Source organism: Candidatus Njordibacter sp. Uisw_056 (genome assembly GCF_047730085.1).
Lineage (GTDB): Bacteria > Pseudomonadota > Gammaproteobacteria > Pseudomonadales > Balneatricaceae > Njordibacter.
Window position 1 is genome coordinate 798,146 of the sequence record NZ_CP159830.1, and the last position, 13,355, is coordinate 811,500.

17 protein-coding genes are annotated in these 13,355 nt (G+C 45.6%); 6 read left to right on the forward strand and 11 right to left on the reverse strand.

The window, feature by feature from the left end:
- Positions 1-4: 4 nt before the first annotated feature.
- From yjgA to ABXT60_RS04005, 11 genes are all read right to left on the reverse strand, one after another.
- Positions 5-550, reverse strand: coding sequence for a ribosome biogenesis factor YjgA (yjgA, locus tag ABXT60_RS03955; RefSeq protein WP_443631463.1), 546 nt, complete (start codon positions 548-550; stop codon positions 5-7).
- Between the two features lie 10 nt (positions 551-560).
- A complete protein-coding gene (mgtE, locus tag ABXT60_RS03960; protein ID WP_443631464.1) occupies positions 561-1,895 on the reverse strand; it encodes a magnesium transporter in 1,335 nt (444 codons plus the stop codon).
- Positions 1,896-1,908: 13 nt separating this feature from the next.
- Positions 1,909-2,178 (reverse strand): HPr family phosphocarrier protein, encoded by a 270-nt coding sequence (locus tag ABXT60_RS03965; RefSeq protein ID WP_443631465.1) that lies wholly within the window; start codon positions 2,176-2,178, stop codon positions 1,909-1,911.
- A gap of 106 nt (positions 2,179-2,284) precedes the next feature.
- Complete coding sequence (gene ptsN, locus ABXT60_RS03970; RefSeq protein WP_443631466.1) at positions 2,285-2,731, reverse strand: PTS IIA-like nitrogen regulatory protein PtsN; 447 nt, start codon at positions 2,729-2,731, stop codon at positions 2,285-2,287.
- Positions 2,732-2,763: 32 nt separating this feature from the next.
- The gene (locus tag ABXT60_RS03975) at positions 2,764-4,251 is read right to left on the reverse strand and encodes an RNA polymerase factor sigma-54 (protein WP_443631467.1); all 1,488 of its coding nucleotides are present in this window, start codon (positions 4,249-4,251) and stop codon (positions 2,764-2,766) included.
- A 64-nt stretch (positions 4,252-4,315) separates the two neighbouring features.
- Positions 4,316-5,062 carry an LPS export ABC transporter ATP-binding protein gene (gene lptB / locus ABXT60_RS03980; protein ID WP_443631468.1) on the reverse strand — a complete coding sequence of 249 codons (747 nt, stop codon included), beginning with the start codon at positions 5,060-5,062 and terminating at the stop codon, positions 4,316-4,318.
- A 27-nt stretch (positions 5,063-5,089) separates the two neighbouring features.
- Positions 5,090-5,653, reverse strand: coding sequence for a lipopolysaccharide transport periplasmic protein LptA (gene lptA / locus ABXT60_RS03985; protein WP_443631469.1), 564 nt, complete (start codon positions 5,651-5,653; stop codon positions 5,090-5,092).
- 2 nt (positions 5,654-5,655) lie between these two features.
- Positions 5,656-6,231 (reverse strand): LPS export ABC transporter periplasmic protein LptC, encoded by a 576-nt coding sequence (gene lptC / locus ABXT60_RS03990; RefSeq protein WP_443631470.1) that lies wholly within the window; start codon positions 6,229-6,231, stop codon positions 5,656-5,658.
- A complete protein-coding gene (locus ABXT60_RS03995) occupies positions 6,231-6,797 on the reverse strand; it encodes a KdsC family phosphatase (protein WP_443631471.1) in 567 nt (188 codons plus the stop codon). The genes lptC and ABXT60_RS03995 overlap by 1 nt, the downstream gene beginning before the upstream one ends.
- A 1-nt stretch (position 6,798) precedes the next feature.
- Positions 6,799-7,803, reverse strand: coding sequence for a KpsF/GutQ family sugar-phosphate isomerase (locus tag ABXT60_RS04000; protein ID WP_443631472.1), 1,005 nt, complete (start codon positions 7,801-7,803; stop codon positions 6,799-6,801).
- Positions 7,804-7,829: 26 nt separating this feature from the next.
- Complete coding sequence (locus tag ABXT60_RS04005; protein ID WP_443631473.1) at positions 7,830-8,774, reverse strand: calcium/sodium antiporter; 945 nt, start codon at positions 8,772-8,774, stop codon at positions 7,830-7,832.
- Positions 8,775-8,951: 177 nt separating this feature from the next.
- Between ABXT60_RS04005 and ABXT60_RS04010 the strand changes: the two genes are divergently transcribed.
- The 6 genes from ABXT60_RS04010 to murA all read left to right on the forward strand — a co-directional run bounded on the left by ABXT60_RS04010 (position 8,952) and on the right by murA (position 13,348).
- Positions 8,952-9,758 carry an ABC transporter ATP-binding protein gene (locus tag ABXT60_RS04010; protein WP_443631474.1) on the forward strand — a complete coding sequence of 269 codons (807 nt, stop codon included), beginning with the start codon at positions 8,952-8,954 and terminating at the stop codon, positions 9,756-9,758.
- A complete protein-coding gene (mlaE, locus tag ABXT60_RS04015) occupies positions 9,755-10,537 on the forward strand; it encodes a lipid asymmetry maintenance ABC transporter permease subunit MlaE (RefSeq protein WP_443631475.1) in 783 nt (260 codons plus the stop codon). The genes ABXT60_RS04010 and mlaE overlap by 4 nt, the downstream gene beginning before the upstream one ends.
- Positions 10,534-10,995, forward strand: a complete 462-nt coding sequence (gene mlaD / locus ABXT60_RS04020; protein WP_443631476.1) for an outer membrane lipid asymmetry maintenance protein MlaD — start codon at positions 10,534-10,536, stop codon at positions 10,993-10,995. Before mlaE ends, mlaD begins: the two co-directional genes overlap by 4 nt.
- A gap of 12 nt (positions 10,996-11,007) precedes the next feature.
- Positions 11,008-11,658 carry an MlaC/ttg2D family ABC transporter substrate-binding protein gene (locus tag ABXT60_RS04025; protein ID WP_443631477.1) on the forward strand — a complete coding sequence of 217 codons (651 nt, stop codon included), beginning with the start codon at positions 11,008-11,010 and terminating at the stop codon, positions 11,656-11,658.
- A gap of 129 nt (positions 11,659-11,787) precedes the next feature.
- Entirely contained in the window at positions 11,788-12,030 is a 243-nt protein-coding gene (locus tag ABXT60_RS04030) for a BolA family protein (protein ID WP_443631478.1), read from the forward strand.
- Positions 12,031-12,091: 61 nt separating this feature from the next.
- A complete protein-coding gene (murA, locus tag ABXT60_RS04035) occupies positions 12,092-13,348 on the forward strand; it encodes a UDP-N-acetylglucosamine 1-carboxyvinyltransferase (RefSeq protein WP_443631479.1) in 1,257 nt (418 codons plus the stop codon).
- Positions 13,349-13,355 lie beyond the last annotated feature (7 nt).

Here is a 13,355-nt window from a genome sequence, read left to right on the forward strand (position 1 = left end):
GCCCCTAGATGTCAGCCAATAGGCGCAAGTATTTAAACAATTTTTTGGCCGCAGATTTCGCTTTAGCTTCTTGATTCAAGCTTTGTGCCTGCTTTACAAGGTGAGTGATGTGCTGCCGATCAGCTCCCTTGTGTAACTCTATAATTTCGTTAAGAGTGTTTGGGTTATTGCCAATTAAGCCATCACGCCAAGTTTCTAATTGATGAAATACCCGGCGGTGTTCATCAGAGCCCGAATCGTGGACCGATAGAGCCTTAGCAATGGCTTCTGAATCCTCATCACGCATGACCTTGCCAATGTACTGCAAATGCCGGCGTTTAGCTTCATTTTGTTCGATACGGCGTGATTCATCTATCGCAGTTTTCAGCGTTTCACTCATGGGGATGCGCGCTAGTTCTGATGGTTTAAGATCTAGCAACTTGCCACCTAAGTGTTGCAGAGCTTCCATCGCTCGCTTAATTTGGGTGCGACTAAGCTCTTCCTCAGCAGGCAGATTTTGTTGCAGTGCTTCTAGCTCTGCTGCGGCCTTGCGGGCCTTAACTTTGCCCATATTAAATTCCTTAAGCGTAAAATAATGTGGCGAGGCCTAAAAAGGCACAAAATCCGACCACATCAGTAATGGTTGTTAAAATAACGCCTCCAGCTAAAGCAGGATCTATGTTCATTGCTTTAAGGATGACGGGAAGAGAGGTGCCAAAAATAGCAGCCACGATTAAATTGATGATCATCGCGATAGCAATGATAAAGCCAATGGTTAAGTCCGAAAACCACCAACTGGCAATGCTAGCGACTACAGTGGCCCAGAGTAAGCCGTTAAGAGCACCAACGATAATTTCTCTGTTGAGCAGGTAACCAATGTTACTGGCTTCAACGTGGCCTAAAGCTTGGCCACGGATGACTAAGGTTAACGCTTGGCTCCCCGCAACGCCACCCATGCTTGCTACAATAGGCATAAGGATAGCAAGGGCGACTACCTGCTCTATAGTGTCTTGAAACAGGCCGATCATCATAGAGGCAAAAAGAGCAGTTAATAAGTTAATCCCCAACCATACTGCGCGGCGCCTAGTGGTTTTAACGACTGGCGCAAAAGTGTCTTCGTCCTCATCTAAACCAGCCATGCGCATGAGGGAGTGGTCAGCCTCTTCTCTAATCACATCGACCACGTCATCGATAGTGATACGACCAACCAATCGACCCTCTTGGTTTATTACCGGTGCAGACACCCAATCGTTACGTTCAAATAGGTTAGCGACATCAGTTTCATCTAAATCAGCAGGGATCGCTGCACGCTCGGTGTCCATGATGTCTGAAATTAGGGTATTGGGGTCACTCACTAGCAAACTAGTGAGTGGCAATAAGCCCATGTAACGGTCTTTTCGGGTGACTACGAACAGGTTGTCGGTCATGTCTGGCATGGCATCATGGCGCCGTAAATAACGCAGTACGGCGTCTATGGTAATGTCAGGGCGGATGCTAACAACGTCAGTATTCATAAGGCCGCCAGCGGTGTCTTCAGGGTAAGACAGTACCTGTTCTACTCGTTCTCGGTCCTGTTGCCCTAAACTATTGAGCACTTCTTGCATTACCGTTTTTGGCAGCTGCTGCAAGATGTCGGCAAAGTGGTCAGTGTCGAGGTTTTCAGTGGCTTGAAGTAGCTCTTCGGTATTCATTTGATTAACGAATTCAGCTTGAATTTCGTCACTTAAATGGTGCAGTACTTCGCCTTCTAACTCTGGATTCACTAAATTCCACAGCACTTCTCGTTCTCTTGGTGGTGAAGATTCCAAAAGGTGCGCAGTATCAGCGGGTTTTAAGGTGTGATTGAGCATATGGCGGGCTTGAATAAAAGCACCGCTGTCTAGGGCGTCATTGAGTTCTTTAAGGCGGGATTTCATGTGACTGCTAGCCTTATTCGCCTTCGTCGAAATAATTATTAACCAGTTGAGACACTTCATCAAAAGCCTGCTGGGCACCTTCGCCACTTACTTTTAGGTCTAACACAGTGCCCTGTGACGCAGCTAACAACATAACCGACATAATGCTTTTTGCGTCTACCATTTTTCCTGAGCTGCCAATTTCGATACTGCAACCATGTTTACCCGTAACACCCACAAGCTTAGCAGCAGCGCGAGCGTGCAAACCAAGTTTGTTGATGATAGTGATTTTTTGGTTGATCATGCAGAAAACCTTGCAGACATGGCTCTATAAAGTAATGAAACAGCTTTTGGTAAGCCCAGCGCTAGATTACCAAAAATAGCCTTATAGCATACCCTTTTTAGAGCATTTATGCGACAGCGATTTTGTACATGGCATCCGCATCAGTGGCCTTGCGCATACGTTCACGAAACTCAGATTGGCCAAATTTACCTGCAAGAGTGGCTAGTATTTGTAAGTGTTCGTCTGTGGCCTGCAGGGGCACCAAAAGCACAAACAATAAATCCACAGGAAGTTGATCTATCGCATCAAAATCTACTGCTTTGGCTAATCGCACTAGGGCACCAGTTACATGTGTGCAACTGGCTAAGCGACAATGGGGAATAGCGATGCCATCGCCAAACCCCGTGCTGCCTAATTTTTCTCGGGTGATTAATGCATTAAAGAGTTCTTTGTCATCAAACTCTGTCATTTGCTTGCCCAGTAATTGACTAATAGATTCGAGGGTGCGTTTTTTGCTGCCACACTTGAGATCGGCCAAAGTGCGCTCTGGCGTAAGGATGTCACTAATATTCATATGTCGTCAATAACCCTATGGGTTCTATGGGCTCAGTTGAGCCGTTTGCGTTCGTTAGAGGGTGGAATGTTCATGCTTTCTCGGTATTTAGCAATGGTTCTACGTGCTACTTTAATACCTTGCAACTCAAGCATATCTGTAAGCTTTGCGTCGCTTAGGGGCTTGCGCGTTAGCTCTGCTGCAATGAGCTTTTTAATGAGTGCTCTTATTGCAGTAGAAGAGCATTCTCCACCATTAGCTGTAGCTACATGACTAGAAAAGAAATATTTTAGCTCAAAAATACCTCTAGGTGTGTGCATGTATTTTTGGGTAGTCACCCGTGAAATAGTAGATTCGTGCATCTCCACATGGTCTGCTACTTCAGCTAGCACCAGTGGTTTCATCGCCTCTTCGCCATGATCTAAAAAGCCTTTTTGTATCTCACAGATACGACCTGACACTTTTAACAAGGTTTCATTACGACTTTCAAGGCTTTTAAGAAACCAGCGAGCCTCTTGTAAGTGGCTTTTAATGTAGTTGTTGTCAGCGGTATTGCCACTGCCAGCAAAGTTTGCATATTGCTGATTAATTCTGATCTTTGGCGCTGAGTCTGGATTGAGTTCAACCCGCCATACATTGTTTACTTTACGCACCATCACGTCGGGAATAACATACTCAGCTTGGCTTGAGGCAATGGTCACGCCAGGTTCTGGTTGCAGCTTAGTGATCAGCTCAAAAATATGTAGCAAGTCATTTTCTTTGTAGCCAGAGCGTCGCCTTAAGGAATTGTAGTCGTGACTTCCAAGCAGGTCTAGGTATTTATCCACAACTGTTATCGCGCCTTGTCGCCAAGGTGTGTCAGCGGGTAAGTACCTTAGCTGTATAAGCAGACACTCCCTCAGGTCCTGTGCGGCAACCCCAATGGGGTCAAATTGTTGGATTAAGGTTAATACTGCTTGAGTTTCATCTTCTTCAACGGCTTCTTGCTCTTGTTGAGCTAAGTTACCGTTGATCCCTTCAGTAATTTCACTAAGAGTTTGGCTAAGGTAACCCCGTTCGTCTACGGCATCAATAATGCTGGCGCCAATAAACTGGTCGAGGTGGCTTAAACGACTCACGTTAAGTTGCCATTCAAGGTGTTCTTGCAGACTCGGTTCGTGACTATTGTGAGCGTCGAAATCGAACTCGTCCCCTGGGCCAGTTGCCGGTGTGGTGGAGCTTTGGTAAACATCATCCCAGGAGCTGTCAGTGGCAAGTTCTACAGGTATTTCTTCGCTCCAGTCACTGTCCGCTTGTTGCTCTTCAGCAAGGTGGTCACTTGGCTGGTCATCAATCTGGGTGTCGTTGTTGTCTGTTTGCTGGGTATTAACGTCTGGCTGGTCAAGTTCATCTTCTAGCTCTAGTAAAGGGTTAGAATCTAGGGCCTGTTGAATTTCTTGCTGCAGGTCTAAGGTTGAAAGCTGGAGCAAACGAATCGCCTGTTGCAACTGTGGCGTCATGGCCAGTTGCTGATTCATTTTGAGTTGCAGGGATGCTTTCATAGTAGTGCTAACTTGTTGTTTCTGAGGTATTTTTACTTAGGTTTTTACTTGGCTTTTTACTTAGTTATAAAGTGAAATCATCACCTAAGTATACCTCTTTTACTTGCTGGTTCGCTAAGATATCACTGCTGGTTCCATGAGCTAAAATATAACCTTCACTAACAATATAGGCCAAATCACAAATATCTAGGGTTTCGCGCACATTATGGTCGGTAATTAATACGCCAATACCCTTGTCACGTAACTGTTGAATAATTTGTTTAATGTCCTTGACAGAAATGGGGTCTACGCCAGCAAAGGGTTCGTCCAGCAGAATAAACTGTGGTTCACTTGCCAATGCACGAGCAATCTCTACGCGACGGCGTTCACCACCTGATAAGCTCATACCTAGGCTGTTACGTATGTGATCGATATTAAACTCTAGGAGCAGGTTTTCTAGCCTTTTTAATCGCTCAATTTTAGTCAGGTTTTTTTGAGTTTCCAATATAGCTAAAATGTTTTGTGCCACTGTAAGCTTACGAAATACTGATGCTTCTTGTGGCAGATAACCGATACCCTTGCGCGCTCGGCCATGCATAGGCTCACTCGAAATGTCTTCTTGATTGATAAATATTTGGCCACGATCTGCCTGCACTAAACCCACAATCATATAAAAGCAGGTCGTTTTTCCAGCACCATTAGGCCCCAGCAGACCAACTACTTGGCCAGCTTCAATACGAATATTAACGTCTTTGACGATAGCCCGCTTGCTGTAAGATTTAGCAAGGTTTCTGGCTTCTAAGGTGGCTATGGTGGCAGTCTCATTGTGCATGGATGTCAAACTTGTTTCAGGTGATCATTAATTTGAGTTAGGTAAGAAAATCATTTTTACTTGCTTATCTTTGCCGCCAGTGGCTTTCACATTTTCTGTAGACATGTTGAAGAGTATTTGATGACCACTGAACAGGTTACCTTTTTGAATCAGCTTGGCACCACCGAGTAAGGTTAAGAACTCGGTGTTCAGTTGATAGTCAATGCGCTTACCCCAGGCTTGCATTATATCGCCTTTGCCATCTCCAACGGGCTCTGATTCCTGCTGCATGTAAGCTAAACCATCATTATTGCCCTCTGTGGCTACCATGGTTTCTATCCCGTCGTCGTTAAAGGTCACTTTTACCGTATTTGCTTCAATTGTCATACTACCTTGGACAATAATAACACTGCCGGAGTAGGTGGAAAAACCCTCCCCTTCATTAAGCTCTACGCTATCAGCGGTGATCTCAATGGGCTGCTTACGGTCGCTATCAAGTGCCCATGTTAATGGGCTGAGAAACCATGCTGCGCCAGCAAGCAAACAGATAGAAAAACGTTGTATGTGGTTCAGGCTAGGGACGCTGTGGGTGTTTTGGAGGGGCTGTAACATGGTTAATTCCTTGGCACAGAGTGAGTGCCCTTGACCTGGTGCAAAAATAGTAAACGTTGGGTGTCGAGTGTGAGCTGCATTCCGGTGCCCGTCAAGTGGCTATACTTGGCCACTAAGGTCACTTGCTTGTCAGATTGGGCATAGTTTCGTTGGGGAAATAACCTTAAGCTTTCACTGCTAAGGCTAAGCGGTCGGTGAATATCTGGACCGTTGGTAACTAGTGCATTGCCTGTAAGGTTAATTTGTGCCCCGGAATCTAATATAAGGCCCTCATCCGCTTTACCAAACCAAGCAGTGCCATTGCTGGATAAATAAATGTTAAACCTGGGCTGTAGCATATCGGTGGTGCCGAGTTCTTGAATGTGAGTAAATTGTTTAGCGCTTATGTTGGAGGATAGTGAACCTTGTTTATCGTATTGGCTAATAGTCGCATTCGTAAGGTAATAGTCTGGAATCCAGTTAACTTTTGACTCTGCGTCTTGCTGCTCTATTTGTTGTAACCACCAAAATAGCAACAAAACTAAGCCTGCAGCAACAATGTTTATAGGCAGCCAGCGACTGCGAAATAATGCCATCATCACAGGCCTGCCCGGAGCTTAGTATTAGTATAATGGGCTAGCGCAGCCTCCCACGTGCCTTGTGCTTGCATGATTAACTCACACACTTCCCTTACTGCACCTTGGCCACCATGGCGCTGGGTAACGTATTGGCTGTGACATGCCATACTACTAGCTGCATTAGGTAGGGTGATGCCTAAACCCACTTTAATAATAGCTGCAAGATCTGGCAAGTCATCTCCCATGTAGGCCATCTGGGGCCAGTCTAATTGCAGATTTTGGGTGAGTTCGTGAAGGGCAGTGAGTTTATCTTCTCTGCCTTGTAATATTAATTCAATACCCAGTTGTTTGGCTCTTTGAGCAACAATATTGGATGTTCTGCCAGTGACAATAGCAACTTTTACACCAGTAGATTGGAGCATTTTAATGCCGTGGCCATCTAAACTACTAAAGGCCTTAATTTCTTCGCCTTGGTTGCCAAAGTAAAGCTGGCCATCGCTTAGCACACCATCTACATCTAATGCGAGTATGCGCACCCGGCTGGCATGTTTGACAATCTGAGCCTCACTGAGCAGTGCAGAATCCATTCTATATGACCCCTGCTTTTAACAAATCATGCATATTTAGAGCGCCTACTGGTTGGTGATATTCATCACAAACAATGAGCGCATTAATTTTATGTTGTTCCATTAATTGCAACGCTTGAGCGGCCAGCATATCGGCTTGGGCTTGCACAGGGTCAAGGGTCATTAGCTCACTAATGTGGCATTCACGCAGATCTTGACTGTGGTCTAAACTTCGGCGCAAGTCGCCATCCGTGTAGATACCTGCTAGCTCACCTTGATGATTAACCACGGCAGTCATACCCATACCTTTTTGGGTCATCTCCATTAAAGCATCGGCAAACCGAGTACTTTGAGAAACTATAGGTAGGGCGTCACCAGCGTGCATTATGTCACTTACCTTTAATAATAACTTGCGACCTAACGCGCCACCGGGATGAGAAAAAGCGAAATCGTTGGCACTAAAACCTTTGGCTTCTAATAATGCGATGGCAAGTGCATCCCCCATCACTAAGCTGGCAGTGGTACTGGATGTTGGTGCCAGATTTAAAGGGCAAGCTTCAGTATTAACCTGCACATTAAGGTGCACATCTGCCGCTTTGGCAATAGTGGAATCTGCTGCACCTGTCATGGCAATCAGGGGGGTGCCTAAGCGTTTTAGCATTGGTAATAAGGTGACAATTTCACTGGTGGTGCCTGAATAAGATAACGCAAGTACAACGTCTTTGGCAGTGATCATACCCATGTCGCCATGACTGGCTTCACCTGGATGAACGAAAAAGGAGGGAGTGCCTGTGCTGGCTAGGGTGGCGGCTATTTTATTAGCAATATGGCCCGATTTCCCCATGCCTAAAAGCACCACTCGTGCTGAGCAATCCATCAACAACTGGCAGGCTTGGTCGAAGGCAGCATCGATACGGGTGGTCAGTTCACCGATAGCAGCCTGTTCTAACCTAATAGTGCGCAAGGCAGATTCAGCAAAGGGCGTCGCTAGAGTTTGGCTGGGTTTTAAAGTGCTGTTATGGCTCAACACATCTCCTGAGGCTTATTATCAAATTATCTAGCGTTAGTATAAAGTAAAAGCATATACATAACATAGGTCAACAGCAGTAAGCTGCCCACTACCCGGCTAATGGCGCCACCGTGGCGGGCCTTAAACCCTAGAGCAAACATAAATAGGGTTAACAAAAGCATGAGCCCATAGTCGCGCCATAAAGCGTTGGCTTCTATAACAACTGGGCTGATAAGGGCTGGAATAGCCATAACGCCTAATAAATTAAAGATGTTAGAACCAATAACGTTGCCTAAAGCAATGCCATGCTGGCCTTTGCGAGCGCTCATAATAGACGCCGCAAGTTCTGGTAGGCTGGTGCCGATGGCAATAATAGTGAGGCCAATAATCATTTCGCTAACACCAAGGGATGTAGCAATATATACAGCACCACCCACTAAAATCCGTGAGCCCAATGCCAATGCAATTAAACCCACTATAAGCCAAATAATACCTGCCTTTAAGCTCATGTTGGCTAAAGGCGTAAGCTTATCTTCTGGATGGTCCTGTTGGTAACGATTAAACAGATATAAACACACCACTAAACCCAATAACAACCACACACTGTCTATGGCATCAAGGTAGTAATCTAACAATAAAATACCTGCGCCGATGGTGGCGATGGTTAATATAGGCAACTCCACGCGCACCAAGTTACCTTTAATGGGTATAGGAGAAACAAGGGCTGTGGCACCCAGTACGAGAGCTATATTGGCGATATTGGAGCCAATGGCGTTGCCAATAGCAAGGCCTGGGGCACCGTCAAGTGCAGCCATGGTGGACACCAACATTTCTGGGGCTGAGGTGCCAAAGGCTACGACGGTTAGGCCAATAAGCATAGGCGACATGCCTAAGTGGCCAGCGGTGGCAGAAGCACCGTCGACAAAACGCTCGGCACTCCAAATAAGTAAGCCTAAGCCAACTAAAACGGCGGCAATTGCAATAAACATATAAAGGTCTAATTAGAGTGGTAATCACAGTTAATGGACGCCCTAAATTAAGCGAGGCGAAACGAACACCGGCAATGAAACCAAGAGTGGGCCCTTTTTGCAAGTTTCTTTGCACTTAAGCGCGTCAATGTTAAACTTGGACCTAGATTACTTTAGCGCCTCACCGGAACTTCATCTATGGCCACAGACGACATCATTAACATACAAAATGTTAGCTTTTACCGTGGTGATCGGGCCATTTTTAAAAACCTTAACTGCGTTATATCGGCTGGGAAAATCACTGCCATTATGGGCCCTAGTGGGTCTGGTAAAACCACACTCTTGCGCTTAATTAGTGGTCAGTTGCAGCCACATGAGGGGCAAATACGGCTGTTTGGTCAGGACATTGCTGCACTTAATCGTAGGCAGTTAACCCAAATTCGTACACGTATGGGTGTATTGTTTCAAAGTGGTGCTTTATTTACCGATTTATCAGTGTTTGAAAATGTGGCCTTTGCGTTGAGAGAACATCTGCACTTATCGGTAGATGAATTGTATAACAAGGTGTTGTTAAAGCTGGAAGCAGTGGGTTTGCGTGGTGCTAGAGACCTCATGCCATCGCAACTATCCGGTGGCATGGCAAGGCGGGTTGCCCTAGCTCGGGCTGTGGCCATGGAGCCAGAGCTAATTCTTTATGATGAACCCTTTGCCGGCCAAGATCCCATAGCTATGGCAGTTCTACAGAGGTTAATTAAAGACCTTAATTGTGCCATGCATTTAACCAGCGTGCTGGTATCCCATGATATTGCAGAAGCTTGTGCCATTGCTGATCAAGTCATTTTATTAGGTGAGGGCCGAGTGCTAGTGCAGGGCACTCCTGCTGCTTTGCAGGCCAGTAATGATCCTGCAGTAAAGCAATTTATCCATGGTGAGGCTGATGGTGTGATTCCATTCCACTTTTTTGCACCTCCGCTGCAACAAGAACTAAGGGGTAAATCAGAATGATAGGCCTTATTGCTGATTTAGGTTCAGGCTTTTTAGGTAAGTTGGTGCGCATAGGGCAGGCATGGCTGATGTTAATGCAGGCCATTATTGTGCAGCCTAAGGCGTCCAGTTTGTCTAGGCTAATTCAGCAGCTCTACGTCGTAGGTGTTCAGTCACTTATTATTATACTAGTGTCTGCCTTATTCATTGGTATGGTTTTGGGGTTGCAGGGTTATACTTTGCTGGCAGCCTATGGCACCGAGCAGGCAGTGGGTCAAATGGTTGCTTTAACTTTAGTAAGGGAGCTTTCCCCAGTTGTCGCTGCATTATTATTTGCTGGCCGTGCAGGTTCCGCGTTGACCGCGGAAATTGGCTTAATGAAGGCCACAGAGCAATTGGCAAGTTTAGAGATGTTTGGCGTAGATCCTCTACACCGCATCGTGGCGCCACGTTTTTGGGCAGGTATCATTTCTTTACCATTGTTGGTTGCCATCTTTAGCTTGGTAGGCATCTATGGTGGGCACTTGGTTGCTGTAGATTGGCTTGGTGTTTACAGTGGGTCTTACTGGGGAAATATGCAGCAGGCGGTAGATTTTAATGGAGATGTGCTCAATGGCATGGTTAAAGCTTTAGTGTTTGCTTTTTTGATTAGCTGGACGGCTGTGTATCAGGGATATACCTGTGTGCCAACGTCCCAAGGTATCAGTGCTGCCACAACCCGCACTGTGGTCTATAGTTCCTTGGCTATTTTAGGGTTTGACTTTATTTTAACAGCGCTAATGTTTGGAGGCACAGTATGAACAAGAAATGGTTAGAGCTGAGTGTCGGTTTAATGATGGTTGCTGGGGTAGCTGCATTAGTGGCTTTGGCTTTACAGGTAAGTGGGGGCAATATGTCTCGCAATGCCCAAAGTTATGCAATTAGTGCCTTGTTTGAAAACGCTGCAGGCCTAGGCCCTAAAGCTAAGGTGACTATGGCTGGTGTTACAGTGGGAGAGGTCGTTTCAGTTGTTATAGACCCCAATGCATTAATGGCTAAAGTGAATATGGAGATTTACGGACAGGTGGACTATTTATCCATTGATTCAAGTGCCAGTATTCTCACAGCAGGTTTGTTGGGAGAGAAATATGTAGGCCTTACCGTAGGGGCGGAAGAAGAAGTGCTAGTGGATGGTGATGTGATTGAAGACACCCAATCGGCGCTGGTGTTAGAAGAACTGATTGGCCAATTCTTACTTAACTTCGGCGATAATAAATAAGGAAAAGTGAGTATGGTTAGTTTTCAGAGTTGCAGCAAAATAGTAGGGATTAGTATTTTGCTTGTCTTATGTGCCGCTACAGTAAACGCAGATGAATGGAAAGAAGCGAGCCTAGTGGTTGAAAAAAGCACTCAAGCCATGATTGGTTTGCTTGAAGAGGGGCGATTAGAAGCCATTCGTAGTAGTGAGGCTGAGGGTGAAGTGGTAGCCTTTGATGAGCCAAAGTTGTTTTTAGGGATGGAAGTCATTCTAGTTCCTGTGATCGATTTTGATACTATTGCTAAAGGGGTAATGGCTAAGTTTTATCGCAAGGCATCAGCAAAACAAGTCAAAGACTTTCGCGTTGCCTTTAAATACTCATTATTGAATACCTATTCCCGCGCAGTGGTTTCTTTTAAAATTAATGACTTTGAAATCCAATCTAGTTCTAACAAAAGTAGTAAAGCTGGACGGCAAAAAATCTGGGTAAAGGTCTATGCAAATGGGGCCTCTTATGACATTAATTATGCTATGAAAAAGCGGCAACAAGGTTGGATGGTAACTAACGTGACTCTGGATGGTATTAATTTAGGGTTGGCCTTTAGGCAACAATTCGCCAGTGCTATGGCGAAAAATAAAGGCAATATGGATGACGTCATTGCATTTTGGAATGACCCGTCTTGAGCCTGTTGAATTATTAATCGGTGCTAGCGATAACAGGCAGTATTTTGCTACAATCTCGGCCCTGTTACATCCCCTTTATGTACACTTAAACGATGTACGCCCGTATTTTATTAGCCCATGGAGACTATCGTGGACGCAGAACAAGTTAAACAAATTATTGAGCAGCAACTTTCTGGCACGCAAGTGATCCCAAGCGGCGAAGGTTGTAGCTTTCAAGTCACTGTGATTGGAGACCTGTTTTTAGGCTTATCACCCGTTAAAAAACAACAGCTGGTTTATGGTTGCCTTACAGATCAGATTGCAGATGGGTCTATTCATGCCCTAGGTATTAAAGCCTATACGGCAGACCAGTGGCAGCGTGTAAACGCTTAATTAAGCGCGTGCACCGCAAAACTAAGACCCCCAGAAAAATAAACATTTGGTGAGCAATAGTATGGATAAATTAAGCATTACTGGTGGCAAGCGTCTAGATGGCGAGATTCGTATAGCGGGTGCAAAGAATGCAGCGCTGCCCATCTTAGCGGCAACCCTGCTAGCGCAAGAGCCGGTCACTATTCGTAATTTGCCTCACCTCCATGATGTAACAACAATGATTGAGTTATTGGGCCGTATGGGCGTTTCCTTGCTGGTGGGAGATAAGCTGAGTGTAGAAATAGATGCGACTACCTTAGACCACTGTATTGCGCCTTATGATTTGGTAAAAACCATGCGAGCGTCTATTCTTGTATTAGGCCCTTTGGTTGCGCGGTTTGGTGAAGCAGAAGTGTCTTTGCCTGGTGGTTGTGCTATTGGTAGTCGGCCGGTAGATCTCCACATTAGGGGTTTGGAAGCCATGGGAGCCACTATTACAGTGGAAGATGGTTATATTCGTGCCAAGGCAGATCGCCTTAAGGGGGCACATATTTTCTTTGATACGGTGACGGTAACAGGTACTGAAAATATTCTTATGGCAGCCACTTTAGCTGACGGTGAGACTGTACTAGACAATGCTGCAAGAGAACCAGAAGTGGTTGATTTGGCAGAATGTTTAATTGCCATGGGTGCAGATATTACAGGGCATGGTACGAGTACCATCCGCATACAAGGGGTAGAACGGCTTCATGGTTGCCATTATGATGTACTCCCAGACCGCATAGAAACAGGCACTTATTTAGTGGCAGCAGCGGTGACTGGGGGGCGTATTAAAGTAAAAGATACTCGCCCGGATACTATGGAAGCCGTGCTTGCTAAGCTAGAAGAAGCAGGTGCAGAAATTGTAACGGGTGAAGATTGGATTACGCTAGACATGCATGGTAAACGGCCTAAGGCGGTTAACCTAAAAACAGCACCTTATCCTGGGTTTCCGACAGACATGCAAGCTCAGTTCTCGGCTCTTAATGCCATTGCCCTAGGGAGTGGCAGGATTACTGAAACCATTTTTGAAAATCGCTTCATGCATATTGATGAAATGGCGCGCATGGGAGCTCAAGTGGCTGTAGAGGGCAATACTGTAATTCAACAAGGCATTGAACGACTTAAAGCGGCACCGGTGATGGCAACGGACCTTAGGGCCTCTGCGAGCCTAGTCATTGCGGCGTTAGTGGCTGATGGTGAAACTGTGATTGACCGGATTTATCATATCGACCGCGGGTATGACTGTATTGAAGAAAAAATGGGCGCTCTAGGCGCTACTATCAAGCGCATTGCTTAACTGAGAA